Source organism: Mycobacterium sp. Root265 (assembly GCF_001428895.1).
GTDB lineage: Bacteria > Actinomycetota > Actinomycetes > Mycobacteriales > Mycobacteriaceae > Mycobacterium.
Genome location: NZ_LMJA01000022.1, coordinates 342,524 through 368,600, shown reverse-complemented (window position 1 = coordinate 368,600; position 26,077 = coordinate 342,524). Strand labels below are relative to the sequence as shown.

The following is a 26,077-nucleotide window of genomic DNA, read 5'->3' as shown; positions in this document are numbered from 1 at the left end:
TGTGGCACGTTCTCTCCCCGGAGGCGTGCGATAAGTGGCCATTCGCGTATAGCGGAAAGGACGCCCAACCAACAGGTTGGTTTGCGGTTTTGTTAAGCTGCGCGATCAGTGGACCACCGTCCGATGGACGTCCCCTGTCACCCACCCGAAAGGGAACAACACATGTCCGATGCCTTCATCTATGAGGCGATCCGCACGCCGCGCGGCAAGCAGCGCGGCGGCGCCCTCAACGAGATCAAGCCCGTCAACCTGGTCGTCGGCCTGATCGACGAGATCCGCGCCCGCTACCCCGACCTGGACGAGAACCTGATCAGCGACCTGATCCTGGGTGTCGTCTCCCCGGTCGGTGACCAGGGCGGCGATATCGCCCGCACCGCCGGCCTGGTGGCCGGCCTGCCGGAGACCACCGGTGGTTTCCAGCTGAACCGCTTCTGCGCCTCCGGCCTGGAGGCCGTCAACCTGGGCGCCCAGAAGGTCGCCTCCGGTTGGGACGACCTGGTGCTCGCCGGCGGCGTCGAGTCGATGAGCCGCGTCCCGATGGGCGCCGACGGTGGTGCCTGGGCATCTGACCCCGACACCAACTACCGCATCGGCTTCGTCCCGCAGGGTATCGGCGCCGACCTGATCGCCACCATCGAGGGCTTCTCCCGCGAGGACGTCGACGCCTACGCCGCACGCTCGCAGGAGCGCGCCGCGGCCGCATGGTCGGGCGGCTACTTCGCCAAGTCGGTCATCCCGGTCAAGGACCAGAACGGCCTCGTCGTGCTGGACCACGACGAGCACATGCGTCCGTCGTCGACCGTGGAGAGCCTGGGCAAACTGAAGACCGCGTTCGACGGTATCGGCGCAATGGGCGGCTTCGACGATGTGGCGCTGCAGAAGTACCACTACGTCGAGAAGATCAACCACGTGCACACCGGCGGCAACAGCTCGGGCATCGTCGACGGCGCCGCCCTGCTGCTCATCGGCAACGAGGCCGCAGGCAAGTCGCAGGGCCTGACCCCGCGCGCCCGCATCGTGGCCACCGCCACCAGTGGTGCCGACCCGGTCATCATGCTGACCGGACCGACCCCGGCCACCAAGAAGGTGCTCGACCGCGCCGGGCTGACCGTCGATGACATCGATCTGTTCGAGCTGAACGAGGCCTTCGCCTCGGTGGTGCTGAAGTTCCAGAAGGACCTCAACATCCCGGACGAGAAGCTCAACGTCAATGGTGGCGCCATCGCCTTCGGCCACCCGCTCGGCGCTACCGGCGCCATGATCACCGGAACCATGGTCGACGAGCTGGAGCGCCGCGGCCTCAAGCGCGCCCTGATCACGCTGTGTGTCGGCGGCGGCATGGGCGTGGCCACCATCATCGAGAGGGTCTAAGGAAAAGTCATGGCAGAGAACACCATTCAGTGGGACCAGGATGCCGACGGCATCGTCACGCTGACGCTGGACGACCCCACCGGCTCGGCCAACGTGATGAACGAGCACTACAAGGAATCCATGCACAATGCGGTGGAACGCCTTGTGGCCGAGAAGGATTCGATCACCGGCGTGGTCATCGCCAGCGCGAAGAAGACCTTCTTCGCCGGCGGCGACCTCAAGGGCATGATCAACATCGGTCCCGATGACGCCCAGCAGGCGTTCGACGAGGTCGAGTTCATCAAGGCCGACCTGCGCAAGCTGGAGACCCTCGGCAAGCCCGTCGTCACCGCCATCAACGGCGCCGCGCTCGGTGGTGGCCTGGAGATCGCGCTGGCCACCCACCACCGCATCGCCGCCGACGTCAAGGGCGTCGTCATCGGCCTGCCCGAGGTGACCCTGGGCCTGCTGCCCGGCGGTGGCGGCGTGGCCCGCACCGTGCGGCTGTTCGGCATCCAGAAGGCGTTCATGGAGGTCCTGAGCCAGGGCACGCGGTTCAGCCCGGCCAAGGCCAAGGAGATCGGGCTGGTCGACGAGCTCGTCAAGAGTGTCGACGAGCTGGTTCCGGCCGCGAAGAAGTGGATCAAGGACAACCCCGAGGGTGGCGTGCAGCCGTGGGATGTCAAGGGCTACAAGATGCCCGGTGGCACCCCGTCCAGCCCCGGCCTGGCCGGCATCCTGCCGTCCTTCCCGGCGCTGCTGAAGAAGCAGCTCAAGGGTGCACCGATGCCGGCGCCGCGAGCGATCCTGAACGCGGCCGTCGAGGGCGCGCAGGTCGACTTCGACACCGCCACCCGCATCGAGAGCCGTTACTTCACCCAGCTGGTCACCGGCCAGGTCGCCAAGAACATGATCCAGGCGTTCTTCCTGGATCTGCAGGCCATCAACGGCGGTGCCTCGCGGCCCGAGGGCATCGCGCCGGTCGAGATCCGCAAGATCGGCGTGCTGGGCGCGGGCATGATGGGCGCCGGTATCGCCTACGTCTCGGCCAAGGCCGGCTATGACGTCGTGCTCAAGGACGTCACCATCGAAGCCGCCCAGAAGGGCAAGGCCTACTCCGAGGCCATCGAGGCCAAGGCGCTCAAGCGTGGCAAGACCACCGAAGAACGATCTGCTGCGTTGCTTTCGAAGATCACCCCGACGGCCGACGCGGCGGACTTCGCCGGTGTCGACTTCGTGATCGAGGCCGTCTTCGAGAGCCAGGAACTCAAGCACAAGGTGTTCCAGGAGATCGAGGACATCGTCGAGCCCAACGCCCTCCTCGGCTCCAACACCTCCACGCTGCCCATCACCGGCCTGGCCAGTGGGGTGAAGCGCCAGGAGGACTTCATCGGTATCCACTTCTTCTCGCCGGTCGACAAGATGCCGCTGGTGGAGATCATCAAGGGCGAGAAGACCTCCGACGAGGCGCTGGCCCGGGTGTTCGACTACACCCTGGCGATCAAGAAGACCCCGATCGTGGTCAACGACAGCCGCGGCTTCTTCACCAGCCGGGTCATCGGCACCTTCGTCAACGAGGCACTGGCGATGCTGGGTGAGGGCGTCGAGCCCGCCAGCATCGAGCAGGCGGGCGCGCAGGCCGGTTACCCGGCGGCACCGCTGCAGCTCTCCGATGAGCTCAACCTGGAGCTCATGCACAAGATCGCCGTCGCGACCCGCCAGGGCGTCGAAGAGGCCGGTGGCACCCACGTGCCGCACCCGGCCGAGGCCGTCGTGGAGAAGATGATCGAGATCGGGCGCCCCTCGCGGCTCAAGGGCGCCGGTTTCTACGAGTACGTCGACGGCAAGCGCACCGGGCTGTGGCCGGGACTGAAGGAGACCTTCAACTCGGGTACCACCGAGATCCCGCTGCAGGACGCGATCGACCGCATGCTCTTCGCCGAGGCGCTGGAAACCCAGAAGTGCATCGACGAGGGCGTGCTCACCACGACCGCCGACGCGAACATCGGCTCCATCATGGGTATCGGCTTCCCGCCGTACACCGGTGGCTCCGCGCAGTTCATCGTCGGCTACGAGGGACCCCTCGGTGTCGGCAAGGCCGCGTTCGTGGCCCGGGCCAAGGAACTGGCCGCCCGCTACGGCGACCGGTTCAACCCGCCCGCCTCGCTGGAGGCGTAACCAGCTAGACCCAAGAACCCCCGGCCTCACCGTCCTCGAAGCGGCGAGCCCGGGGGTTTCTTGCGTTCGAGGCCTTGGCGGGGCGCACCCCGTGAGCCAGGCCGTGGGCGGTGTGCAGGCCGGCGGCGAAGGCCGCGAGAGTGCGGAAAGGCTTGCGTTGCTTCGTCATGTTCTCGACGATGCCGGAAGGGCACCGGGTCGAACAGTGGCACTGAGGCCTCTGTTCGTTAAGATAGTGACATGCACACGGTCGCGATCCTGGCCTACGACGGCATGACGGGCTTCGAGTCCGGGCTGGCCGCGGAGATCTTCGGCATGGCCGAACTGGCCGGCCGATTCTCCGCCGGCGTCGCGCCCACCGGATACGCGGTGAAATTGTGCTCGGAACAGCCCGAGATCCGGATGCTCGGCGGGGCGGTGGTGCGCACGTCCTACGGCATCGAGGACCTGGCCGCCGCGGATACCGTGCTGATTCCCAGCGTGCGCGATGTGGATCAACCGCCCTCGGGTGGACTCGTCGAGGCGATCCGGGCCGCCGACGGCCGCGGCGCCCGGCTGGTCTCGATCTGCTCCGGAGCCTTCGCACTGGCCGCCGCCGGTGTGCTGGACGGCCGCACGGCCACCACCCACTGGATCTATGCCGACCTGCTGGCCCGGCGGTACCCCGAGATCGACGTCGACCCGGCGCCGCTGTACGTCGACAACGGGCGGGTACTCACCAGCGCGGGCTGTGCCGCGGGCCTGGACCTCTGCCTGCACATCGTGCGCACCGATCACGGGATGCGGGCGGCCAATGACGTCGCGCGGCGCCTGGTGATCTCACCGCACCGTGCCGGCGGGCAGGCGCAGTACATCGACACGCCCGTTCCCGAGCCCACCGCCGATGGCCGGATCGCCGCCGGAATGGCTTGGGCCATCGAGCATCTCGACAAGCCGATCGCCCTCGACGAGCTGGCTGCCCAGTCGGCGATGTCGCGGCGCAGCTATCTGCGCCAGTTCGCCAAGGCCACCGGGACCACGCCGATCAAATGGCTCATCGAGCAGCGCATCCAGGCCAGCCTCGCGCTGCTGGAGTCCTCCCACCTCTCGGTCGAACAGATCTCGGCGCGGGTCGGGTTCGAGTCCCCGGTGACCTTCCGTCACCACTTCGTCAAGCAGATGCACACCACGCCCAGCGATTACCGCAGTTGCTTCACCGGGTAGCACCGGGTGCACAATGGGCCGGTGACCGAAAGCTTTACCGAAAGGTTTGCGGCAGGGCTGACGAGCTACGGTGACCGGCCCTGCATCGAGTTCGGGGGCCGCTGGTATTCCGGTGACGAGGTCGCCGCGTACGGCGCCGCCGTCACCGCGCTGCTCGACGCCGCCGGCCTCGCCCCGGACGCACCCGTCGGCCTGGTGGTGCGCAACCGCTATCCGCACGCCGCTGCGACCATCGCGGCGCTGGCGACCGGACGACCGGTGGCGATGATCTACTCCTTCCAGTCACCCGAGGCGATCGCCGCCGACATCGAACGCCTCGATGTCGCCGCGGTACTGGCCGACCCGCAGGACTGGACCGACGCCGTCACGACCGCGATCCACCGCATCGGCGCGGCCGGCGTCTCGCTGGGTGCCGAAGTGACCGCCCTCACCGCAGCCGGCACCACCCGGCAGCGTCCGCGGCTGGATGGCGCCCTGGCCATCCTCACCAGCGGAACCACCGGCCCGCCAAAGCGTTTCGTGGTCCGCGCCGCGGTGCTGGAGCACACCGTGTTCAGCGTGACCGGGGGACAGGCCGCGCCCGACGAACCCCCGGAACTGGTCTACTGGCCGCTCGGCGGGATCGGCGGGGTCTGTCAGCTGGTCACCGGGGTTTACGTCGGTAAGCGCATGGTGCTGATGGAGCGCTTCAGCGTGCCTGCCTGGGTGGACGTGGTCAAAACCCATGGCCTGCAACGCGTCGGGGTGCAACCCGCGGTGGTGCGCATGTTGCTGGAGGCCGAGCTGCCCGCCGCCGACCTGTCCTCGCTGCAGTACGTGATGAGCGCGTCGGGTCCGCTCGATGTACCCACCCGCGACGCCTTCGAGCAGCGCTACGGCATCCCGGTGCTCACCGCCTACGGTGCAACGGAGTTCGCCGGATCGGTGTGCACCTGGACACCGGATCTCTACCGCGAGTTCGGCGCGCGCAAACGCGCCAGTTCCGGGCGCGCACTGCCCGGTGTCGAGGTCCGCATCATCGACGGCGATACCGGTGCCGCGGTGCCGACCGGTGAGCAGGGCATCCTCACCGCGAAGGTGCCCCTGTTGGGCCCGGACTGGGTGCGCACCACCGATATCGCATCGGTCGACGAGGACGGGTTCATCACCCTGCACGGCCGCGCGGATGGCGCGATCAACCGGGGCGGCTTCAAGATCATACCGGAAACCGTTCGGGGCGTGCTCATCTCGCACCCCGAGGTGCGCGACGCCGGCGTGGTCGGGGTGCCCGATGCCCGGCTCGGCGAGGTGCCCTTCGCGGCCGTCGAGACCGTTCCCGGCGCCACCGTGACCGAAGACGATCTGCTGGCGGCGGTGCGCGAAGCGCTACCGGCCCATCATGTCCCGGTGTCGGTCACCTTCGTCGACGAGCTGCCGCGCACCCCGTCGCTCAAGGTGAGCGCGCCCGGTGTGGTCGCTTTGTATCGGCCCGCGACGTAGAGCAGGCTGTCGGTCATGTCCCGCATCACCTCGCTCGCCGGGGCGAGAAGTCATTTCGTCGTCGAGCAACGTGTCATACTGCTGCGCATCTACCTTGGCGCGACGACATTTCTCTACACCTACGGTGTGGTCTTCACCCTCTTCCCGGTCCGCACCGATCTGACCTACGGCAACCCCGTCGGCGGCATCATCGCCATCGTGCTGGGTGTGCTGGGCCTCGCGCAGCTGGCCGTCAGGCCGAACCGGGCCATGTTCGCCACCGCGGTGGCCGTCATCGCCACCCCCATCGTGATGGCGTTTCACATCAGCATCACCGCTGAGTACGTCTGCCTGATCGCGCCGATGTTTCTGGCGATGTACATCCGGGCCTTTCATCCGCCCCGGCAGGCGTGGGTGCTCATCGGCTTCCTGATCCTGGCCTGTGTGGTGGCGGTCGCCGTCGCGCCGGCGCCGCACGTGGGAGTCATCACCTTCCTGATCATCGTGGTGGCGGTCGCCGGTGCGGCCGAATCCTTCGGGTTGCTGATGCGGGCGATGTTCACCGCGGCCTGCACCGATCCGCTCACCGGGCTGCTGAACCGGGCCGGGTGGGAGATCGCGACCACCGACCTGCTCGCCGCGGGCCGCGGACCGTCGGCGCTCACCATCGTCGCGCTCGACATCGATGATCTGAAGGGGCTCAACGACACCCAGGGCCACCCCGCGGGGGACCGTCTGATCGTCGAGTACGCCCGGCACTGGGCACGCGCGGCGCCGAAGGGCGCCGTGCTCGCGCGGCTCGGCGGTGACGAGTTCGCAGCCTGTATCGCCGGGGACAACGTGGAGGGGTTCCTGGCTGACGTGCGGTCGAGGACACCGCGGGTCAGCATCGGCACCGCCACCCGGACGTCGGGACCGGTCGACATCGCCGATCTGTACGCGCAGGCCGACACCGAGCTGTACCGGGGACGCGACAGTGCGCGCCGCGGCGGCTCAGACGCCGGTTGACGCGTACTGCGGCACCTCGATCGAGTCGTAGAGCCGGATGCCCTTGCTGTTCAACCCCGCCAGCGCGGCGGTCAGCGGCTCCGGCAACACCGAGATCAGCCGACCCGCACCGATCAGCGCCCGGACCCCGAGCGGTGAGGACGGCAGAATGCTCTTGGCCATGGATTTGGCCAGCGCCCGGGCGCCGATCACCGGCTCGCGCATCACCCGCTCGTAGGCGGCGTACCCGACGGCCGGATCGCCCCCGGCCCGTTGCAGCTCGCCGGCCAGCACGTAGGCACCGATCACCGCGAGGCTGGTGCTGCCGCCGACCGCGGGGCCCGGGCAGTAGCCGGCGTCGCCGACCAGGGTCACCCGGCCTCGCGACCAGCTGGTCAGCTGCAGCTGGGTGATGGCATTGAAATAGAACGCCGGTGTGCGCCCGAGCTCGTCGAGCCAGCGGTCCACCTCGGTGCTCATCCCGGCGAACCGGTCGTGCAGCTGGCGCTGCTGGCTCGCCGTATCGCGGTGGTCGTAGCGGAAGTCGTTCGCCGGCCGGAAGAGAAAGACCGCCCGCCCGTCATCGAGATGATCGGCGGTGTAGATCATCGCAGTGCGGTCCACGTCGATGTATCCCGTCATGTCCCCATCGCGGGCAAGCGATTTCGGCACCGAAACCACCGAGAGGTAGGCGCCCAGGAACTCGGTGTGTCCCGAGTCCGGTCCGAAGACCAGCTGCCGCACCCCGGAGTGCAGCCCGTCGGCGCCGATCACCAGATCGAACCGTCGCGGCGCATGGTGGGCGAACGTCACCTCGCCGTCCTCGCCGATGCCGGTGATGTGATCGCCGAACAGGTACTCGACCGCTTCGCGGCCGGCGTCGTAGAAGATCTCGCTCAAATCGTCACGCATGATCTCGACGTGACGGTCCGACAGCGCGGACGACAACTTTCCGTAGTCGATATACGCCGGACGCCGGGCGCCGCGGCGGTGGAAGTAGATCCGCTCGGTGCCGGTGGCGTGGGCCATCACGGCGTCGAGCACACCCATCTTCTCGGCGATCTCCATGGCCGGCCCGAACAGGTCGATCGCGTGCCCGCCGGTCTTGCGCAGGTGCGGTGCGCGCTCGACCACGGTGACCTCGAAACCACGACGGTTCAGCCAGTAGGCCAGCACCGGTCCGGCAATGCTCGCTCCGGAAATGAGAACCCGCATGTCACGCTCCTTACTTAACGGTCGGTAAGTGACTGTACCCCACCTTACTTAACGATCGGTCAGTTAGGGTGGGTACGTGAGCGCGCCACGGTCGGACACCCGCCAACGGATCCAGAATGTGGCCCGCGAACTCTTCGCGGAAAAGGGCGTGCAGCGCACCAGCCTGCAGGACATCGCGGCCAGGCTGGGCATCACCAAACCGGCGCTGTACTACCACTTTTCGTCGCGGGAAGACCTGGTGCGCAGCATCGTCGCGCCGCTGATCGACGGCGGCGAACAGTTCGTGGTGGAGTGCGAGCAGACCCCTGGCCTGACGCCCACCCGGCTGCTGGAGGGCTACTTCGACTACTTCTACGCCCACCGGGTCGACCTGGTGACCGTGGTGTCCGAACTGAGCACCATCGCCGATCTCGGGCTGATCGACAGCATGCTGGCCTGGCGTGAGCGACTCGGCCGGGTGATCTTCGGGCCGGATCAGACCCTGGAGCAAGCGGTGCGCGCCGTCATCGCGCTGGGCGGACTGCAGGACTGCTGCATGCAGTTTGCGGATGCGCCCGCCGAGGAACTGCGGGCCGCCGGTATCACCGGGGCGCTGGCCGCGCTGGGGCTGAGTTAGAAGCCGCCCATATCGGCCGACAACCAGTGCTGCGGTTTCAGATACACCGCCACGCTGGGGCCGTGCTCGCGGCGGGCCATCTCCAGATACGGTTCGACCGCCTCAGGCGGCAGGTAGCGCTTGGTCATCTCGACGAGCTGCTCGTCGGTGCCCTCTTCGATCCGGTCGACCGCACCGTCCACCGCCACATAACGCACGGTGGGTTCGACCCGGTCGACCATCAGCGACAGATAGCCGGCGGCCTCGATGAGGCGGTGCTTGCGCGATCCGGTGCCGGTGATGAACCAGGGCTGACCGCCCGGCGTGTACTGGTACCAGATCGGCACGGTCAACGGGCCGCGATCTTTCCCGGCACTCACCGACAGAGCGGCCACGTGGGGCTCAGCAAGAAACTGTTCGCGTTCTTCCCGAGAGAGCGGCATGGCTCAGAGGCAGGGCCGGAAGAACAGCAATTGCGGTCCGCAGATGTTCGTGTTGCCGAACCTGGGCAGGCCGATCGTGGGCGGCGGGGGAAGCTGCGGCAGGCCGATCGTGGGCGGCGGGGGAAGCTGCGGCAGGCCGAGCGGGGGCGGCGGGGGAAGCTGCGGCAGGCCSAGCGGGGGCGGCGGGGGAAGCTGCGGCAGGCCCACAGCTGGCATGAGACTCGCGACGTTTGATGCCGCCGCGAACGTTTGGCCTGTCGCTGCTAACGGGCTACCGGCGGCGCCGGGTAGCAGTCCTAGGAAAGCAAGTGTGGCGGCGGTGTCAGCGCTCGCTGCGGCAATTACGGCAGGCCAGCCAATGACGGTATTGGCGATGCCGAAGGTGGTACCGATCGTCGCATTGATCTCCGGCAGGGCGTTGACGCTTCGCGCCAGCTCCACCACGCCGCCCAACTGATCCGGCGTGAGCTTGGCAACCGCGGGGGTCTGAGCCTTTTGAAGCGCAGCGGACAGCAGTGACTGGCATTCGCCACTTTGCGCGTTGCGGACCTGCGAATCGTTGCAGGTGTCGACGCAGTTGCCGTTGTACGAGACTTGGCCGCGTGAGCAGCTCTGGGCCGCGCTGGGAGTTGCGGCGGCAATCGCTACCGCGGCCAACGGCATGAAGGCTGCCAGCGATGCGGCCGCGATACGGCGTGGTTTGGCAGTCATGATCAGTCCTCGGGATCGGGTGCGCGAACGACTGGTATATCTGTTCCAGCGAACGATTGTTACAGAGTGTAGACGATTCAACAACGGAACGTATGGGCCTAGAGTTTGAGGTTATGCGCTTCGGACTCTTCATCCCGCAGGGTTGGCGACTCGACCTCGTCGACATTCCCACCGATAAGCACTGGTCAGTGATGCGTGACCTGGCTACCTACGCCGATAACAGCACGTGGGACTCGGTGTGGGTCTATGACCACTTCCACACCGTCCCGGTGCCCACCGACGAGGCAACCCACGAGGCCTGGACCCTGATGTCGGCCTTCGCAGCAACCACCGAGCGAGTCAAACTCGGCCAGATGTGTACCGCCATGAGTTACCGGAATCCGGCTTACCTGGCAAAAGTCGCAGCAACCGTCGACGTCATCTCCGGCGGCCGCACCCAGATGGGTATCGGCGGCGGCTGGTACGAGCACGAGTGGCGCGCATACGGGTACGGCTTCCCCTCCGCGGGTGAGCGACTGGGCCGCCTCGACGAGGGCGTGCAGATCATGCGGGACGCCTGGCGCGACGGCCGGGTCACCTTCGACGGCAAGTACTACCAGGTGGACGGCGCCATCGTCGCCCCCACACCGCCACAGGAGGGTGGGCTGCCGCTGTGGATCGCCGGCGGCGGCGAGAAGGTCACCCTGCGCATCGCCGCCAAGTACGCGCAGTACACCAACTTCAGCAGCGCGCCCGAGGAGTTCGAGCGTAAATCGCAGATCCTGGCCGGGCACTGCGGTGAGGTCGGCACCGACTACGACGCGATCGTCCGGTCGGCGAACTTCAACTCCGTCATCGCCGGCTCCGAGTCCGAGGTCAAGGACCGGCTGAAGGCCATCCGGGACCGGCAGGTCCCCAAGTCCGGCGAGGACGCGGTCGACGCCATGCTGTCCAATGTCGCCTCACCGGACTCCGCCACCGGCACCCCGGAACAGGTCGTCGAACGGCTGACACGGCTACGCGACCTCGGGTGTGAGTACGCCATCCTGTACTTCCCCGAGGCCGCGTACGACCGCTCCGGTATCGAATTGTTCGAGCGTGAGGTCATCCCCGCCCTCAGTTAGGGAGCGGCGACACCTGGTAGTGCGCGATCTGCCAGCCGTCCGGTGTGCGGGTGACGAGCACGCTCAGGTTCAGGCTGACACCGGTCCCGTCGGCGAAGGTGAAATCGGCCTGCGTGTAGCCGAGCACCACACCGTCGGCGGGAGTGCGGGTCTGCAGGATCCGGTACCGCACCGTCAGCCCGAGCGGCTGTGACGCGTAGTAGTCGCGGACGCCCGCGCGGCCCACGCTGTAGGGCCGCAGCCCCTGGAAGATCGCGTCGGTGGTGAACACCTGCGCCACCCGGTCGGGTTCGTGGGCGTCGATGCCCGCCTGCCAGATGTCCAGGACCTCGCGAATCACGTCGTCGCTCATTTTCAGTACCCCGCTGCCTGGCCGCCGTCGACGTGCAGGATCTCACCGGTGACGAAGCCGGCGTTCTCCAGGTAGAGCACCGCGTCCACCACATCGGACTGCTCACCGATGCGCTTCTGCGGGTTCAGCTGGGCCAGGCCCGCGTACTCCTCGTCGGAGTGCATCGGGGTGCGGATGATGCCGAGCGCCACCGCGTTGACTCGAATACCGCGGGTGGCGTACTCGACGGCCAGCGATTTGGTGGCCGCGTTCAGACCGCCCTTGGTCAGCGAGGCGAGCACCGATGGTGCCGCGGTGGTGGCCTGATCGACCAGGCTGGTCGACACGTTGATCAGGTGGCCGCCGTGGTCCTGCATCGCGGCGACCGCGGCGCGGGACACCTCGAAGAAGCCGCGCAGGTTCACCCCGGTGATGGCGTCGTAGTCGGCGTCGGTGTACTCGGTGAACGGTTTGGCGATGAAGATGCCTGCGTTGTTGACGACGGTGTCGACGCGGCCGAAGTGCTCCAGTGCGGCATCGATGATGCGCTGGCCGACACCGGGTTCGCCGATATCGCCGGGTACCGCGAGCACCATCGGGTCATCGCTCGCGGCGATGGTGCGTGAGTTGGCGACGACGGCGTAACCGAGCTTGCGGTAGCCCTCGACCAGTGCCGCGCCGATTCCCTGGGATGCGCCGGTGATGATCGCGACGCGGGTGGTGTTGTTCATGAGCTGAGCCTTTCTAGGGGTGATCTGTTCGCCTCAACCGCATTCAAGGCGGGGCCCATGCCTGGTCGATAGGACCGGAAAACTCGCTGGTGATAGGGCGGGCCTATTAGGCTGCACCGGGTGGAACTGCGGCAGCTGCGGTATTTCGTGACGGTCGCCGAGGAACTGAACTTCGGCAGGGCGGCCGAGCGGCTGCGCATCGCGGGACCGTCGCTGTCCCAGCAGATCAAGGCGCTGGAACGCGACCTGAAGGTCCAGCTGTTCGACCGGGACCGCCGATCGGTCGCGCTCACCCCGGCCGGCACCGCGCTGCTGCCCGATGCCCGCTCGCTGGTCCGCCACGCCGACGAGTTACGCAGGCGGGCAATGAATCTGGCGACCGACGATCCGGTGCGAATCGGCTGTGTGAACTGGTGCCCGGTCGACTGGTCCGAGCGGGCCGCCGGCGTCGCCACCCTGCGGGTGGACACCTGGGTGATGCCCTCGCACGCGCAGGCCGCCCGGGTCGCCGACGGCAGCCTCGATCTGGCGATCTGCTGGGTGCAGAACGAGGACCTGCACGAACTGGAGCTCGAGGCGCGTCTGGTCGGGGTGGACCGGCTCTATGCCGTCTGTCCGGGCACCGATGACGCGCCGGTGCCCGCGAAAGACACCGTGGTGTTGGTCGATACCGACACCGCGAGCTGGTCGTCGTGGAACCGCTACGCCGAGCAGTTCGCCGCCGATACCGGCGCGCGGGTCATGCGCACCGATGACGGCGGGGTCACCGGCCCGACATTCTTCGAGCACGTGCGCCGGCTCGGCCGGCCCGTCCTCAACAATCCGAAGGGGCAGAACGACACCGAGTCCAGCGATCTGGTGCGCCGCCCGGTGACCGGCCCGGTGCCGTTGTGGACGTGGTCACTGGTGTGGCGGCGGGATGAGGACCGTGCGTCGGTGCTCTCCGTCGTCGACGCCTTCACCCGCGACATCGGTGACCTCGGTGTCGACACCCCCGGTGTCTGGCTGCCTGCCGATGACCCATATCGCCGCGCAGACCAGCCCAGCCACTGACACCACGATCGCGCCCGCCATCAGGGCGTGGTGAAAACCGTTGTCCAGCAACGGGGTCACCAGCAGCGGCCCGGCGATCTGGCCCGCCGAGTAGCCCGCCGTCAGCAACGCGACCGCAGCGGGCACACCCAGCACCCGGCCCTCGGCGAGCGCCAGCGTGCTCACCCCGATGAACGTGCCGCCGAACAGGACCGCACCCACCAGCGCGGCGACGGCGCCGCTCGCGCAGGCCAGCGCGATCCCGCCGGCCTGCAGCATCAGGGCCACGGTGAGCAGCGCGGGCCTGCTGAAGCGTTCGCTGAGCCGGTCCCACAGCATGGCCGAGGGAATCACCGCCAGGCCCACCACCAGCCAGGCCGCCCCGCCGAGGCGTCCGGGGGAGTGCTGCGCCACCGCGGCCACCAGGAAGGTTCCGGCGACGATGTAGCCCACACCTTCCAGTGTGTAACCCGCGAACAGCAGCCCGAACTGTCCGCGGCCCGCCTTCCCGGCCGGGGCCGCGGCCGGTGCAGGTGCGGACGGCGACGGTAGCCGCCATGCCAGCACCGTGAGCGCACCGGCCAGCCCGCCGGCCGCCCACCAGGACACCCGCCAGTCGGTGCCGATGGGCAGCGCGAGCACCAGCGCGGCGGACAGCGCGATCCCGATGCCGACACCGCTGAAACCCCATCCGGAGTGCCGCGGGGACGAGTCCAGCAGGGCATTGACCGCGATGACGAAGGCCAGCGCGCTGCCCACCCCGGCCACCGCGCGCAGCAGCAGCCAGCCCGGCACCGCGACGGTCAGTGGCATGCACAGCAGGCTGAGTGTGACCGCGACGAGGCATGCCTGAAACACTTTGTGCGAGCGGGCGATCCGCGGGGACAGTGCGGCTGCCACCGCGCCGGCCAGATACCCGGCGTAATTGGCGGTCGCGATGTGTCCGGCGGCGTGCGGTCCCAGTCCGGCCTGGGCCGTCATCAACGGCAGGATCGGGGTGTAGACGAAACGGCCGATCCCCATCGCGGCGGCCAGCGCCGCCGTGGTCCGGATGACGGGTCCATACGTGTGGTGCTGCATTGCTCCAGGATGCGAACACCCGGTCGGTCGCACCACGACCCGGACGCTCTCAGCTACGAGCCGGAACCTATCAGTGCCGGGGATGGCGCCCGCAGCGAAACCCGTTGAGACCGAACAGGCAAGACACGACAAGGAGCGGATCATGAACGAGAACATCACCGTACTGGTCACCGGTGGCAACCGCGGGCTGGGCAAGAAGATCGCCGAAGAGTTCGTCGCGCGCGGCGCCAAGGTCTATGCGGCCGCGCGGCGCCCCGAGACCGTCGACACCGCCGGTGTCATCCCGGTACAGCTGGACATCACCGATCCCGAGTCGGTGCGCCGGGCCGCCGAGATCGCCTCCGACGTCACCGTTCTGGTGAACAACGCCGGTATCTCGACCCGCGCCGGGCTGTTGACCGGGCCGATCGAGGATGTGCGCGCCGAGATGGAGACGCATTACTTCGGCACCCTCAACGTCATCCGGGAGTTCGCTCCCGTCATCGAGCGCAACGGCGGGGGAGCCATCCTGAATGTGCTGTCGGTGCTGTCCTGGATGCATCCGGCCACCTCGGGCGCCTACGCCTCGGCGAAGGCGGCCGCCTGGGCGCTCACCGATGCGGTGCGCGATGAACTCGCCCCGCGCGGGATCGGGGTTTCGGCACTGCACGTCGGGTACATGGACACCGATATGGTCAGTTACATTCCGGCGGAACAGAAAACGGATCCCGCCGTGGTGGCCCGGCTGGCCGTCGACGGTGTGCTCAGCGGGGCCACCGAGATCCTGGCCGACGACTGGGCGCGACGGGCGAAGGCGGCCTTGTCAGAGGTGCGATAGTTGAGGTCATGGAAAAGATCTCGCTCACTGCCCTCGCGCGTGAGCATCTGGAAACCGCCCGCGCCGCCACCAGCGGTCGCAGTGCGCACACGGTGTACGGCGGCCATGAGCACAGCCTGCGGCAGACCCTGATGGCGCTGACCGCGGGCAACGGTCTCGACGATCACGAGAGTCCGGGGGAGGCGACGGTGCAGGTGCTGCACGGCCGGGTCCGGGTGAGCACCGCCGACGCCGGCTGGGAAGGTTCCGCCGGTGATCACCTGGTGCTGCCGCGCACCCGGCACGCGCTGGCCGCGATCGAGGATTCGGTGGTGCTACTGACCGTGGCCAAACAGGTCGGCCCGCACGTCTAGGACGGGCTTCCGCTTCAGAAGGGGCTTGAGTTGGACTGCCAGCGCGCCTCTTCCGGGCGGTCGCCGTAGCGCCGGGCATAGTCCTCGTGCAGGCGGGCGTTCTTCTCACGGTTGATGGCGTCGACGAGGTTGGGGTCCAGGCCGTGCTGGGCCAGGCGATGCCGTCGCCACACCTTGTTCAGCACGTAACCCATCACCAGCGCCCAGGTGTAGATCGGCACCGTCATCTCCAGGTGCACGTACAGCGAGGCCGGCAGCAGCCACAACGGGGCCAGGATCAGCGCCGGCGGGATCGCGTAGCGGATCATGTGCCGGCGGATCGCGCCCGGGCCGGAAAGGTCTGCGGCGACCCAGTCCCGCATGGAATCGGGCAGACGCCGCCCGTACGCGTAGAGAACCCGCTGAACGAAGGTGGGAGTGTCGGCCATGATTTAGATAGTACCCTAACTATTAGTGGGCTACCATTGTGAGCATGACCACGGTGTCCCACGAAGTCGATCCGCTCGCACTGGAGCGGCAGGTGTGTTTCGCGCTCGCGGTGACCAACCGCGCCGTGCTGGCGGTGTACCGGCCGCTGCTGGAGCCGCTCGGGCTCACCCACCCGCAGTACCTGGTGATGCTGGCGCTGTGGGACAACGCCAACGCCGACGGAGAACCCTTATCCGTCAAGCAGATTGCCACGCTGCTGCAGCTGGACCCGGCCACCACCTCACCCATGCTCAAGCGGCTGGAGACGCTCGGTTTCATCACCCGCACCCGCAGCGCGGCCGACGAGCGCACCACCCACATCTCCCTGACCGCCGGGGGTGCGGCGCTGCGTCGCAAGGCGCTGGACATCCCGCCCACCGTGGTGGCCCGCCTCGGCGTGGACCTCGCCGAACTGGAGAATCTGCACTCGGTACTGACCCGGATCAATGCGGCCGCGGTGGCCGCCGGGGCACTGGACGTCTAACCCCGAAGCCGCGCGAATTTGGTGCGCCTGAGCCTGTTGGGGCGATGTTAGCCTCGATTTCGGCGGAGGTGATGGCAGCGTGGGATTCTGGGGCTTTGTCGACGACGTGGTCGATGGTGTGTCCGAGGTGGCAGAAAAGGCCAAGAAGGCCGCCGAATGGGTCGCCGAAACCGCGGAGAAACTCGGCATGCCCAGCCTGGGCGAGACGGCAAGGACGATCGAGCATCAGGCCGGTAAACTCATCATCGCCCCGACGGTCGTGCTTCAGGAGGGGCAGAAGCAGATCGACCGGATGCTGAAGTCCTGCGGTGAGGGCGACCCGGACCATGCCAACGAATTCACGGATTCCGCCCAGGCTTTCGATGCCGCTGAGCTCCCGCTGGCCGGCGCGTATCCCAGCGATCAATGGTCCGGTGGCACCGCGGCCGACCGCTACTCGGAGCGGAACAGAGAGCAACACAATCGCGTGGTGACCCTTGCCGATCTGGACCGCGAGATCCACCGATTGATCAGTAACGAGGCGGACCTGCTCCCGCCGGTTCGCAGGTCCCTGGAGATCCACCACAACGACCTCGCCGACTTCGGCAATTTCACCCAGTACGTCGGAAGGATGGGGGCGTACGGCAAGGCGGCGCAGTACGCGATGGAGGTTGCGATGGTCGCTACCACCCTGGCCCAGGCCATTCCGGAGTACGAAAGCATGCAGGACGAAGCGGATGCGATCGCTCGGTCCGTCGCCAAGGTGGGTGACGAGTACCAGAATATCGCGGACGGCGTCACCATCTCGGATTCCGCCAATGACTACGATCCGCGGATGCCCCCGCCGGCAGGGAGATGACGATGAGCGCACCTTTGAGCCCACTGCAGATCACCGCCGGCCACATTCGCGTGCTGGCCGACCAACAGAACCAGGCTTCACGGGCGATATGGGACGCGCGACTCAAGGCCGTCGACGTCCACACGGGGGTGGAGAAGACGCACGGAACCGTCTGCGATGACACTGCCAAGGCGCTCAAGCGGGCGGAGGAAGTACGCAAGCAAGCAACCAACATGGTGCGAGCGCAGTCCGACGATCTCGCCGTCAAGCTCGAGCACGCGGCCGAGAGATACGACGCCATCGACGCTCAGGAAAAGAGCAACATCGATGGACAGATGCAGCCCGGTGGCTGAACCGAAGGTAGCCCGCCGGTGAGTGGCGTTGGGTGGGACGACGACACCGAGGACGACTACGACGCCGAGCAGCAAGGTGGGGAACTCGCGGCCCTGGATTTTTCGGGTTTCTCCCCGCATGAGGACGACGAGTCGCGAGAGACCCCGTCCGCGGGGCCGAGCCAAGACGACGAATCGGAGGTTCCCGTCTTCACCGTGACGAATCCGGCGGGCACCGTGTCGGTTTCGGCGTATCTCACCGGACCGGTTCAGCGCGTGGACCTGGATCCGAGTGTGGTGAAGATGACCGAACGTGAACTGGCGGAGGAGATCCGGGTGATTGCTGAGCTGGCGCAGCTCAAGGCACGGTCCGTGATGCATGGGTTCCTGCTTGAGGGGTTGGCCCGGATGGGGAATGACCGCGCTGAATGGAGTTCCATCCTGAGCACCGCCATCCAGTTGCCGTCACCGGAGCAGGCCGCTGAGAATCTGGCCGAGGTCTTCGCCGCCAGGTACGGCGAGGATGCGCACTGAGATTTCGGTACGGGTCACTGCCCGTTCACGCGGCCGTCGCAGCTTACGGACCCGCCGACGGTTCGATCCTCGACAAGCGTTGTCCCGTAGGTGATCACCCGGCACGCAAGTTCTTGGTCGGACCCATCCATCGTCTGCGCCGAGACCTCGAAGTAGGCGTCCTCACCCTCAAGTGTCACGGTCTCACCCCACGGGAGAGGGACGGTTTCCACATGGACCTCACCTTCAGCACTCTGATAGATGAGTTCCACCGACTCTGCAGCACCGGTCACCGAATAGGTCACCACGGTTCGGTGGGAATCGTAGCGACCGTCATCGCCGCCGGAACCGATCACGACAAATCCCACGGCGACCACGACAGCGACAACTACCAGGGCGGCCCCGATTCCGATGATCCACGGCCACCGGCTCTTTCCCTTGGGCGGCGGCTGTTGCGGATACCCGGGATGGACGGGGTAGCCGGGCGGCGGTCCCTGCGGTCCGCCCCATGGCTGCCCACCTGGTGGCGGGTAGTAGCCCCCGTCGTTACTCGTCACCGTCGAACTCCTTGCGTAAGGGTCCTTTCAGTCTAAGACGAGGGCCGCAGTGGCTTGACCGCATCTTTGCGTGACGATGCGGTGTCAAGGATCAGCGGTGCGACAGCACGTTGACGACGTTGCCCGAACCATCGGCGAAGAAGAACCGCCGCACGCCCCATTCCTCGTCGGACAGTGGGTGCACGATCTGCAAGCCGGCCGCGACGGCGGCGGCGTACGCGGCGTCGACATCGTCGACCTCGATCGAGACTGTCGGATTGACCGGTGCGCTCTGGTCCTTTGTCATCAGGCTGAGCTGGTGCCGGTGCCCGGCGTCGGCGAGGGTGACGATCCACCCGTGGTTCATCACCTCCGCCAGGCCGAGCGTGGCGACGTAGGCGTCGCGAGTGGCTTCGATGTCGGTGACGGTGAGGATCGGCACCACCCGCTCGACGGTCATATCGCCGGACCGAGCAGGTCGTCCGCATCCTTGATGATGTATCCGTAGCCCTGTTCGGCCAGGAAACGCTGCCGGTGCGCGGCGTACTCGGCGTCCAGGCTGTCGCGGGAGACCACCGAATAGAACACCGCACCGCCGCCGTCGGCCTTGGGCCGCAACAGCCGGCCCAGCCGCTGCGCTTCTTCCTGGCGTGACCCGAAAGTACCCGAAACCTGAACGGCCACAGAAGCTTCTGGAAGGTCAATGGAGAAGTTCGCCACCTTGGACACCACCAGGGTGCGGATCTCACCGCGGCGGAACTGATCGAAGAGCAGCTCGCGTTCGGCGTTCTTCGTCGACCCCTGGATCACCGGGGCGTCCAGCTCCTGGCCCAGCTCGTCGAGCTGATCGAGGTAGGCGCCGATCACCAGCGTCGGCTCCTTGGGGTGGCGCTCCAGGATCGACTTCACCACCGCGATCTTGGAATGCGCGGTGGAGCACAACTTGTAGCGCTCCTCGGGTTCGGCGACCGCGTAGAGCATCCGCTCGTTGTCGGTCATGGTCACCCGGACCTCGATGCACTCGGCCGGCGCGATCCAGCCCTGCGCCTCGATGTCCTTCCACGGCGCGTCGTAACGCTTCGGGCCGATGAGGGAGAACACGTCACCTTCGCGGCCGTCCTCGCGGATCAGCGTCGCGGTCAGCCCGAGCCGGCGCCGCGACTGCAGATCCGCGGTCATCCGGAACACCGGGGCGGGCAGCAGATGCACCTCGTCGTAGATGATCAGGCCCCAGTCGCGGCTGTCGAACAGCTCCAGATGCTTGTACTCGCCCTTGGTGCGGCGGGTGATCACCTGATATGTCGCGATGGTGACCGGGCGGATCTCCTTGCGTTCACCGGAGTACTCGCCGATCTCCTCCTCGGTCAGCGAGGTCCGGGCGATCAGCTCACGCTTCCACTGCCTGCCGGCGACGGTGTTGGTGACCAGGATCAGCGTGGTCGCCCCGGCCTTGGCCATCGCGGCCGCACCGACCAGGGTCTTGCCCGCACCGCAGGGCAGCACCACGACCCCGGACCCACCGGCCCAGAACGAGTCGGCGGCCATCTCCTGGTAGTCGCGCAGCACCCAGCCGTCCTGGGCGAGGGTGATCGGGTGCGCCTCACCGTTGACGTAACCGGCCAGGTCCTCGGCGGGCCAGCCGATCTTCAGCAACATCTGCTTGATGCGCCCACGCTCGCTGGCGTGCACGATCACCGTGTCGTCGTCGATGCGGGCGCCCAGCATCGGGGCGATCTTCTTGTTGCGCAGCACCTCTTCGAGGACCGCGCGATCCAGGCTCACCAGCACCAGCCCGTGCACCGGGCTCTTGACCAGTTGCAGCCGGCCGTAGCGGGCCATGGTGTCCACGATGTCGACCAGCAACGGCTGCGGCACCGCGTACCGGGAGAAGCTCACCAGGGCGTCCACCACCTGCTCGGCGTCGTGGCCGGCGGCGCGGGCGTTCCACAGGGCCAGTGGCGTGATGCGGTAGGTGTGGATGTGTTCGGGGGCACGCTCGAGCTCGGCGAACGGGGCGATCGCCGCCCGCGCCGCACCGGCGAGTTCGTGGTCGACTTCGAGCAGCACGGTTTTATCGGACTGCACGATCAGGGGGCCGTCGGTCATTCCGTCCATTATCCAGAGTCGGCCGACACCACGGACGTCACGCGGTGGATGGCAAACTCCCGGACCCGCCCCGAGGCCGGGTCGAAGGCCGTCAACTGTCCGCCGCGGATGTTGATCGGCGCCACCACGCGCTGGGTGGCCACCCCCGCCGGGTCGACGTAACCCATGACCACCGAGGTCTGCTCCATGGCCGCCTGCTGCAGCAACGCGATGAGCACCGCCGGGTCCAGACGCTCACCGGAGCGCGGTGAGGCCGCCACGCTGCGCATCACCGCGACGATCGCGCCCAGGGTCTGGGCCGGGGGAGCGGTCAGCGGCCGGAACACCCGGCGCCGACCCGGTGCCGGCACCCGGGCGCCGCGGGCGCGGATATCGACGACGGCACCGGTGGAGTCCTCGGCCGCGGGCACGAACCCGCCGGCACGCAGCGCGGCCAGCACATCGCCGATGGAGGCCTGCGACACCGCGACGGTGGGTGCCAGGATGCGCAATTCCAGGGGTTCGGCGGCCGGTGTGGACACCGCCTGGGCCAGCAATGCGGGGTCCTCGCAGCGCACGAACGATGCCGCCATGCCGACCCGCAGCTGCCCGTGCCTGCGTGCGACATCGTCGATCAGATACGTCAAGCCTTGCGGCACAGGAGTTTTCGAGTGCTTCTCGAAGAAGGCGTGCAGGCCGCCCGCGGTGTGCCCGGCGTCGAGCGCCCGGCGGATCGACGGTTCGCTGATCCGGTAGACCATCGCGGCGCCGGCCGATTCCACGGTGGCCACCGCGTCCAGCTGTTCGGCGAGCTCACGCAGCAGCGGGCCGGGCACCACCACGGTGAGATCGGCCTGCAGCAGGAAATGGTCCAGCGGCGCGGGCAGCACCTTGGCCATCGCATTGATCACGGCCTCGGCGTCGTCCTCGCTGCGCTGGGCAAGCAGCAGCCGGGCCGGGCCGGCGATCGCGCCACGCCCGACCAGTCCGACCGCATGCGCCTCGCGCAGCAGGTTGGTCACCGGGTCGAGCTGCAGCCGGGCCGCCCAGCGCGGCCGCTGCCACACCATCGCCTGCGCCGCCGATTCGGGTTCCACACCCGCGCCGGCGGGCAGATCGTCGAGCACCGTCAGCAGCAGGCGGCGGTCCAGCGGGGCGGCCGTCGAGTACAGCGCATCCGACAGCACGCCGAACGGCTTGCCGTCAGGACCGCGGCTGCCCACCAGGCTCGGCCGTGCGGGCAGGTTCAGCCAGGTCCAGGCCACCTGGTGCCAGCGCGCGGCGGTCGAGATCTCGATGAACCGGTCCGCGGCGACCGTCGGCGCCCAGTAGGGGGCGGTGCCGTCGGCAGGTTCGGGGTCCGGTTGGCCCGGCGCGATCAGTCCCGCCGCCGCGGCCACCTCCAGGATCAGGCCGAGCCGCTGCTCGTCGATGCCGGTCAGCTTGGTCAGCTTCTTGACCTCGCGGACGCCGAGCCCGCCGCTGCGCAGTTCGGGCACCGGCGTCGACGACAACGTCTGGATCAGCACGTCGAACTCGCGCAGCAGATCGATGGCGGCGCCCGCGGCGACCGAGTCCACATCGGCCTGGGTCGTGGTGTGCATCGTCGGGTCCGGTGTCCGCAGCCCGGTCGGTCCGGGCAGGTCACCGCGCATCACCTGGGCGACGACGCGAGGCAGGATCACGGTGTCCCCGGTGTCACTGCCGATGTGGTGCAGCAGCCCGGTGGCCAGCAGCCGCTGCACCGGCCGGTCGGCGGGCGTGCCGGGCAGCGCGTCGCGGGTGCGGCCGACCGGCGAGCCCTCGACCAGCCGGGTCAGCAGTTCGCGCGAGGGCTCGTCGAGATCCTCCAGCAGGGCCGGGATCTGGTCGGCGGGCAGATCGGGCACGTCGGGCACGGCCTGTCCCGGGTACCAGGGCAGCCCCGCCGCCGTCTCGGCCACCACCCGCAGCGCATCCTCGCCCCAGACCAGGGCGCGTTCGGCCAACTCGTCGAGCGCCGCCTTCAGCTGGGCGCTGTCGGCGCGGCTGCCGAGGTACTCCAGCAGCATGTCCCGGGGTACCGGCGCGGTGTCGGCGTGCAGCACGAGCAGGGCGTCCAGCACCGCCAGGTGCAGGAAGTTCAGGCCGTCGGTGGCGGCCTTGACCGACTGCCGGGCCTGCGCCCGGGCCGCCAGCGCGGCGATCGTCCCGGGCGGCGGTTGGGTGAGGTCGGGCCTGCATTCGAGCAGCCGGACCAGGCTCTCGTCGGGCAGGTCGGCCAGCCAGACGCCGAGCGGCACGCCGGCCCCACCTGTTTTGGTCATTGCCGACCAGCCTAAGCCAGCGTCCCGCCCTCGCCACCGCTCGCGGTACCTGCCACAATGTGGGTGTGGCAGACAAGAAGCAGTACGTCGATAATGGCTGGCCCGAGGTGGCCGACGGTGATCACGCGGTGAGCGAGCTCGTCAGCGATCGCACCGGCTCGTTGTCCCCGTTCGGTGACGTGAGCTTCCCGTTGCCCGCAGAGGAACTGCCCTACATCCACCCGGTCACCGTCGTCAACAAGTAACCGGTGAGCGGGCTCTCGCACCTCGACGAATCGGGCGCGGCCCACATGGTCGACGTCACGGCCAAGACCGCCACCAAACGGACCGCGGTCGCCCAAGGTGCGGTGCACACCCGCGCCGATGTCATCGAACTGATCGCCGGCGGCGGGCTGCCCAAGGGTGACGCACTGCCCACTGCCCGCGTCGCCGGGATCATGGCGGCCAAGCGCACCAGCGATCTGATCCCGCTGTGCCACCAGTTGGCGCTCACCGGTGTCGACGTCGAATTCGCCATCGGCACAACCGAAGTCACCATCACCGCCACGGTGCGCACCACCGACCGCACCGGCGTCGAGATGGAGGCGCTGACCGCCGTGAGCGTGGCGGCGCTGACGGTCTACGACATGATCAAGGCCGTCGATCCGGCCGCCCACATCGAGGACGTGCACGTGGTGCGCAAAGAGGGCGGCAAGACCGGGACCTGGACGCCCGCCTGATGCGCTCGGCGCGCGTCATCATCGCCTCCACCCGCGCGGCCGCGGGCGTCTACGAGGACCGCACCGGCCCCGTCATCGTGGAGTGGCTGACCGGGCGCGGGTTCGATGTCGGAGCGCCCGTGGTGGTGGCCGACGGCGCCGAGGTCAGCCGGGCACTGTTCGCCGCCGTCGACGCCCGCGTGAACGTCGTCATCACCTCCGGGGGCACCGGGATATCGCCCACCGACCGGACCGCCGACGCCACCGCGGACATCGTCGACTATCAGATTCCGGGCCTGGCCGACGCGATCCGCCGTTCCGGCCTGCCCCATGTGCCCACCTCGGTGCTGTCCCGCGGGGTGTGCGGGGTGCGCGACGGGGTGCTGATCATCAACCTGCCGGGGTCCACCGGCGGCGTCAAAGACGGACTGGGCGTGCTCGCCGACGTGCTGGAGCACGCGCTGGACCAACTGGCCGGAGGCGATCATGAGCGGCGCTGAAGTCCTCCGCGTCGGCCTCTGCGCGGAACCGATCTCACTGACCGAGCACGAAGACCTCGTGGCCCACGAGGCGGCCGGCGCGGTCGTCGGCTTCTCCGGGGTCGTCCGCGACCACGACGGCGGCCGTGCGGTGACGCGGCTGGAGTACTCCGCGCATCCGTCGGCGCTGCAGACACTGACCGAGGTGGTGCACGAGGTGGCCCGGAACAGTCAGGGCGTGCGTGCCGTCGCCGTCAGCCACCGCATCGGCGACCTGCACATCGGTGACGCCGCCCTCGTCGTCGCGGTGGCCGCCGATCACCGGCGCGCGGCCTTCGAGACCTGCGCGCTGCTCGTCGACACCGTCAAGGACCGGCTGCCGGTGTGGAAGCACCAGCACTTCGGCGATGGCTCCGACGAATGGGTCAACTCCGCCTAGCAAGCACCGAAGCCGCACTCCCACCGGGAATGCGGCTTCGGTTATCTGCGGTCTTACGGGGCCGGCAGCGGCGCGGGCGGCAGTACCGGTGCGCCGGGCGCGGGCGGCGGCGGAACCGGTGCATCCGGAGCCGGCAGAACCGGTGCATTCGGCGGGGGCAGCGGGGTCTGCTGGGCACCCGCGGGGGCTCCGGTCAGCGAGCGCTGGGTGGTGACAGCGATGAGTGCGTCCTTGCCGGTGATCTGCTGGTCCTGCACGGCATTCCAGATCTGGCGCAGGTAGCTGACGTTGGGGCTCTCGTTGGGCAGCGTGTTCGGGTCCAGCGTGGTGCCCGGCGGCAGGCTCTCCGGGCTGATCAGGTGCGGGACACCCTCGGCCGGGACGGGCGCCAACGGATCGACTGCGGGTGCGGCGACCACGGCGGGAGCGCCGGGGGCGGCCACGAGTGCTGCGGGTGCGGGGGCCGGGACAGGCGCCGGGGCGGGCGGCACCGGCAGGACCGGCTCCAGCGGCATCGGGGCGTCCAGCGACCACAGCTGCGGCTGGCCTTCGGGTGCCGGGGCGGCGACATCCCAGTCGGCAACCTGGATGGCCGGCAGGGCGGCCAGCTGATCGTGGGTCAGCGAGGCGACGGTCTCGACGGGAGCGGGCGGCGGCGGGACGTCAACGGGCGGCGCGGGCGGCAGCGGGGCATCGAGCGCCACGGCGACGAACTCGGGTGCCGGGGGGAGCGGGGCATCAACGGGCGGCGCGGGCGGCAGCGGGGCGTCCAGGGCCACGGGGGCGACCTCGGGTGCCGGCGGCGGCAGCGGTGCGTCGACGGGCAGCGGGGCCGGTGCGGCGAGCGCGTCGATGGGTGCGGGCGGCAGCACCTCGGGTGCCGGCGGGGGCGGCGGCGGCAGCTCGCCGTTGATCAGGGGGTTGTCGAGCGGCTGTGGTGCAGGCTCGGCGACGACGTTGCGCGGGGTGGAGCCGGACAGACCGCGTCCGCAGGTGGGCCATGCGCCCTTGCCCTGGCTGGCGAGCACGCGCTCGGCGACAGCGATCTGTTCTTCCTTGGTGGCCAGGAATGCCGACGGGGCGAATTCGCCGCCACCGTGACCCGACCAGGTGCTCGGCGAGAACTGCAGGCCGCCGTGGTAGCCGTTGCCGGTGTTGATGGCCCAGTTGCCGCCGGACTCGCAGCTGGCGACGGTGTCCCATTCGCCGTCGGTCGCGGCGCCGGCCTGACCGGCGAGGGCGAGGCTGCCGCCGCCGATGACCGCACCGGTGAAGGCGATCTTGGCGACGCTTATTGAAGAAGTTGTGGGCTTACGGTGCCGACCACTCATAG

30 protein-coding genes and 1 pseudogene are annotated in these 26,077 nt (G+C 68.4%); 18 read left to right on the top strand and 13 right to left on the bottom strand.

All coding sequences use genetic code 11. From position 1 onward, the window contains the following. The first annotated feature begins 162 nt into the window (after nucleotides 1–162). Together ASE48_RS18340 and ASE48_RS18335 are read left to right on the top strand one after the other, a co-directional pair. Nucleotides 163–1,371: an acetyl-CoA C-acetyltransferase gene (locus ASE48_RS18340; protein WP_057168512.1), complete on the top strand. Its 1,209-nt coding sequence runs from the start codon at nucleotides 163–165 to the stop codon at nucleotides 1,369–1,371. 9 nt (nucleotides 1,372–1,380) lie between these two features. Beyond that, nucleotides 1,381–3,528: a 3-hydroxyacyl-CoA dehydrogenase NAD-binding domain-containing protein gene (locus ASE48_RS18335; RefSeq protein ID WP_057168511.1), complete on the top strand. Its 2,148-nt coding sequence runs from the start codon at nucleotides 1,381–1,383 to the stop codon at nucleotides 3,526–3,528. Nucleotides 3,529–3,532: 4 nt separating this feature from the next. Here the strand turns inward: ASE48_RS18335 and ASE48_RS32740 are convergent, their stop codons facing one another. After that, nucleotides 3,533–3,697: a hypothetical protein gene (locus tag ASE48_RS32740; protein ID WP_156409261.1), complete on the bottom strand. Its 165-nt coding sequence runs from the start codon at nucleotides 3,695–3,697 to the stop codon at nucleotides 3,533–3,535. A 71-nt stretch (nucleotides 3,698–3,768) separates the two neighbouring features. Between ASE48_RS32740 and ASE48_RS18330 the strand changes: the two genes are divergently transcribed. Genes ASE48_RS18330 through ASE48_RS18320 form a run of 3 tightly spaced genes read left to right on the top strand, consistent with a single transcriptional unit; the run spans nucleotide 3,769 to nucleotide 7,197 of the window. Continuing rightward, nucleotides 3,769–4,731: a helix-turn-helix domain-containing protein gene (locus ASE48_RS18330; protein WP_057168510.1), complete on the top strand. Its 963-nt coding sequence runs from the start codon at nucleotides 3,769–3,771 to the stop codon at nucleotides 4,729–4,731. A 21-nt stretch (nucleotides 4,732–4,752) separates the two neighbouring features. Further along, complete coding sequence (locus ASE48_RS18325) at nucleotides 4,753–6,210, top strand: class I adenylate-forming enzyme family protein (RefSeq protein ID WP_082614269.1); 1,458 nt, start codon at nucleotides 4,753–4,755, stop codon at nucleotides 6,208–6,210. 15 nt (nucleotides 6,211–6,225) lie between these two features. Beyond that, nucleotides 6,226–7,197: a GGDEF domain-containing protein gene (locus tag ASE48_RS18320; RefSeq protein ID WP_057168508.1), complete on the top strand. Its 972-nt coding sequence runs from the start codon at nucleotides 6,226–6,228 to the stop codon at nucleotides 7,195–7,197. Here the strand turns inward: ASE48_RS18320 and ASE48_RS18315 are convergent. Beyond that, nucleotides 7,183–8,391, bottom strand: coding sequence for an FAD-dependent monooxygenase (locus tag ASE48_RS18315; RefSeq protein ID WP_057168507.1), 1,209 nt, complete (start codon nucleotides 8,389–8,391; stop codon nucleotides 7,183–7,185). The two genes, ASE48_RS18320 and ASE48_RS18315, sit on opposite strands and share 15 nt — an antisense overlap. Before the next feature lie 76 nt (nucleotides 8,392–8,467). Between ASE48_RS18315 and ASE48_RS18310 the strand changes: the two genes are divergently transcribed. Further along, complete coding sequence (locus ASE48_RS18310) at nucleotides 8,468–9,007, top strand: TetR/AcrR family transcriptional regulator (protein ID WP_057168506.1); 540 nt, start codon at nucleotides 8,468–8,470, stop codon at nucleotides 9,005–9,007. Here the strand turns inward: ASE48_RS18310 and ASE48_RS18305 are convergent. Together ASE48_RS18305 and ASE48_RS18300 are read right to left on the bottom strand one after the other, a co-directional pair. Beyond that, nucleotides 9,004–9,429, bottom strand: a complete 426-nt coding sequence (locus tag ASE48_RS18305; protein WP_057168505.1) for a pyridoxamine 5'-phosphate oxidase family protein — start codon at nucleotides 9,427–9,429, stop codon at nucleotides 9,004–9,006. The genes ASE48_RS18310 and ASE48_RS18305 overlap by 4 nt on opposite strands. 3 nt (nucleotides 9,430–9,432) lie before the next feature. Then, nucleotides 9,433–10,140, bottom strand: a complete 708-nt coding sequence (locus ASE48_RS18300; RefSeq protein WP_156409260.1) for a furin-like repeat-containing protein — start codon at nucleotides 10,138–10,140, stop codon at nucleotides 9,433–9,435. 113 nt (nucleotides 10,141–10,253) lie between these two features. Here ASE48_RS18300 and ASE48_RS18295 point away from each other — a divergent pair, with 113 nt between their 5' ends. After that, nucleotides 10,254–11,243, top strand: coding sequence for an LLM class F420-dependent oxidoreductase (locus ASE48_RS18295; protein ID WP_057168503.1), 990 nt, complete (start codon nucleotides 10,254–10,256; stop codon nucleotides 11,241–11,243). Here ASE48_RS18295 and ASE48_RS18290 read toward each other — a convergent pair. Further along, nucleotides 11,236–11,595 (bottom strand): YybH family protein, encoded by a 360-nt coding sequence (locus ASE48_RS18290; RefSeq protein ID WP_057168502.1) that lies wholly within the window; start codon nucleotides 11,593–11,595, stop codon nucleotides 11,236–11,238. The two genes, ASE48_RS18295 and ASE48_RS18290, sit on opposite strands and share 8 nt — an antisense overlap. Nucleotides 11,596–11,597: 2 nt before the next feature. Then, nucleotides 11,598–12,305 (bottom strand): SDR family NAD(P)-dependent oxidoreductase, encoded by a 708-nt coding sequence (locus ASE48_RS18285; RefSeq protein WP_057168501.1) that lies wholly within the window; start codon nucleotides 12,303–12,305, stop codon nucleotides 11,598–11,600. A gap of 120 nt (nucleotides 12,306–12,425) precedes the next feature. Between ASE48_RS18285 and ASE48_RS33475 the strand changes: the two genes are divergently transcribed. After that, nucleotides 12,426–13,358, top strand: a complete 933-nt coding sequence (locus tag ASE48_RS33475; protein WP_082614268.1) for a LysR family transcriptional regulator — start codon at nucleotides 12,426–12,428, stop codon at nucleotides 13,356–13,358. Nucleotides 13,359–13,400: 42 nt separating this feature from the next. Here the strand turns inward: ASE48_RS33475 and ASE48_RS18275 are convergent. Then, nucleotides 13,401–14,318, bottom strand: a pseudogene (locus ASE48_RS18275) (YbfB/YjiJ family MFS transporter); the annotation flags it as partial. 241 nt (nucleotides 14,319–14,559) lie between these two features. Between ASE48_RS18275 and ASE48_RS18270 the strand changes: the two are divergent. Next, entirely contained in the window at nucleotides 14,560–15,234 is a 675-nt protein-coding gene (locus tag ASE48_RS18270; RefSeq protein ID WP_057168498.1) for an SDR family oxidoreductase, read from the top strand. Nucleotides 15,235–15,242: 8 nt separating this feature from the next. Beyond that, nucleotides 15,243–15,587 (top strand): cupin domain-containing protein, encoded by a 345-nt coding sequence (locus tag ASE48_RS18265; RefSeq protein ID WP_057168497.1) that lies wholly within the window; start codon nucleotides 15,243–15,245, stop codon nucleotides 15,585–15,587. A 14-nt stretch (nucleotides 15,588–15,601) separates the two neighbouring features. Here ASE48_RS18265 and ASE48_RS18260 read toward each other — a convergent pair whose 3' ends face one another. Further along, nucleotides 15,602–16,015, bottom strand: coding sequence for a DUF5313 domain-containing protein (locus ASE48_RS18260; RefSeq protein WP_057168496.1), 414 nt, complete (start codon nucleotides 16,013–16,015; stop codon nucleotides 15,602–15,604). A 44-nt stretch (nucleotides 16,016–16,059) separates the two neighbouring features. Here ASE48_RS18260 and ASE48_RS18255 point away from each other — a divergent pair, with 44 nt between their 5' ends. The 4 genes from ASE48_RS18255 (at nucleotide 16,060) to ASE48_RS18240 (ending at nucleotide 18,222) form a co-directional block, all read left to right on the top strand. Beyond that, nucleotides 16,060–16,539, top strand: a complete 480-nt coding sequence (locus ASE48_RS18255) for a MarR family winged helix-turn-helix transcriptional regulator (RefSeq protein WP_057168495.1) — start codon at nucleotides 16,060–16,062, stop codon at nucleotides 16,537–16,539. A 79-nt stretch (nucleotides 16,540–16,618) separates the two neighbouring features. Further along, on the top strand, nucleotides 16,619–17,377 hold the full coding sequence (locus ASE48_RS18250; RefSeq protein WP_057168494.1) for an EspA/EspE family type VII secretion system effector: 759 nt from the start codon (nucleotides 16,619–16,621) through the stop codon (nucleotides 17,375–17,377). Between the two features lie 2 nt (nucleotides 17,378–17,379). Beyond that, nucleotides 17,380–17,709 carry a type VII secretion target gene (locus ASE48_RS18245; protein ID WP_057168493.1) on the top strand — a complete coding sequence of 110 codons (330 nt, stop codon included), beginning with the start codon at nucleotides 17,380–17,382 and terminating at the stop codon, nucleotides 17,707–17,709. Between the two features lie 18 nt (nucleotides 17,710–17,727). Then, nucleotides 17,728–18,222: a hypothetical protein gene (locus tag ASE48_RS18240; protein WP_057168492.1), complete on the top strand. Its 495-nt coding sequence runs from the start codon at nucleotides 17,728–17,730 to the stop codon at nucleotides 18,220–18,222. Nucleotides 18,223–18,236: 14 nt separating this feature from the next. Here the strand turns inward: ASE48_RS18240 and ASE48_RS18235 are convergent, their stop codons facing one another. From ASE48_RS18235 to ASE48_RS18220, 4 genes are all read right to left on the bottom strand, one after another. Then, nucleotides 18,237–18,758, bottom strand: coding sequence for a hypothetical protein (locus ASE48_RS18235; RefSeq protein ID WP_156409259.1), 522 nt, complete (start codon nucleotides 18,756–18,758; stop codon nucleotides 18,237–18,239). Between the two features lie 91 nt (nucleotides 18,759–18,849). After that, nucleotides 18,850–19,197, bottom strand: coding sequence for a VOC family protein (locus ASE48_RS18230; RefSeq protein ID WP_057168490.1), 348 nt, complete (start codon nucleotides 19,195–19,197; stop codon nucleotides 18,850–18,852). Further along, entirely contained in the window at nucleotides 19,194–20,843 is a 1,650-nt protein-coding gene (locus ASE48_RS18225; protein ID WP_057168625.1) for a DNA repair helicase XPB, read from the bottom strand. Before ASE48_RS18225 ends, ASE48_RS18230 begins: the two co-directional genes overlap by 4 nt. Before the next feature lie 8 nt (nucleotides 20,844–20,851). Next, nucleotides 20,852–23,128, bottom strand: coding sequence for a helicase-associated domain-containing protein (locus ASE48_RS18220; RefSeq protein ID WP_057168489.1), 2,277 nt, complete (start codon nucleotides 23,126–23,128; stop codon nucleotides 20,852–20,854). 65 nt (nucleotides 23,129–23,193) lie between these two features. Between ASE48_RS18220 and ASE48_RS18215 the strand changes: the two genes are divergently transcribed. Genes ASE48_RS18215 through ASE48_RS18200 form a run of 4 tightly spaced genes read left to right on the top strand, consistent with a single transcriptional unit; the run spans nucleotide 23,194 to nucleotide 24,744 of the window. Beyond that, the gene (locus tag ASE48_RS18215) at nucleotides 23,194–23,373 is read left to right on the top strand and encodes a hypothetical protein (RefSeq protein WP_200962200.1); all 180 of its coding nucleotides are present in this window, start codon (nucleotides 23,194–23,196) and stop codon (nucleotides 23,371–23,373) included. 3 nt (nucleotides 23,374–23,376) lie between these two features. Further along, nucleotides 23,377–23,847 carry a cyclic pyranopterin monophosphate synthase MoaC gene (gene moaC / locus ASE48_RS18210; protein ID WP_082614266.1) on the top strand — a complete coding sequence of 157 codons (471 nt, stop codon included), beginning with the start codon at nucleotides 23,377–23,379 and terminating at the stop codon, nucleotides 23,845–23,847. Next, the gene (locus ASE48_RS18205; protein ID WP_057168487.1) at nucleotides 23,847–24,326 is read left to right on the top strand and encodes a MogA/MoaB family molybdenum cofactor biosynthesis protein; all 480 of its coding nucleotides are present in this window, start codon (nucleotides 23,847–23,849) and stop codon (nucleotides 24,324–24,326) included. The genes moaC and ASE48_RS18205 overlap by 1 nt, the downstream gene beginning before the upstream one ends. Beyond that, nucleotides 24,313–24,744: a molybdenum cofactor biosynthesis protein MoaE gene (locus ASE48_RS18200; protein WP_057168486.1), complete on the top strand. Its 432-nt coding sequence runs from the start codon at nucleotides 24,313–24,315 to the stop codon at nucleotides 24,742–24,744. The genes ASE48_RS18205 and ASE48_RS18200 overlap by 14 nt, the downstream gene beginning before the upstream one ends. Before the next feature lie 53 nt (nucleotides 24,745–24,797). Here the strand turns inward: ASE48_RS18200 and ASE48_RS18195 are convergent, their stop codons facing one another. Then, on the bottom strand, nucleotides 24,798–26,075 hold the full coding sequence (locus ASE48_RS18195; RefSeq protein ID WP_057168485.1) for a transglycosylase family protein: 1,278 nt from the start codon (nucleotides 26,073–26,075) through the stop codon (nucleotides 24,798–24,800). Nucleotides 26,076–26,077: the final 2 nt, after the last annotated feature.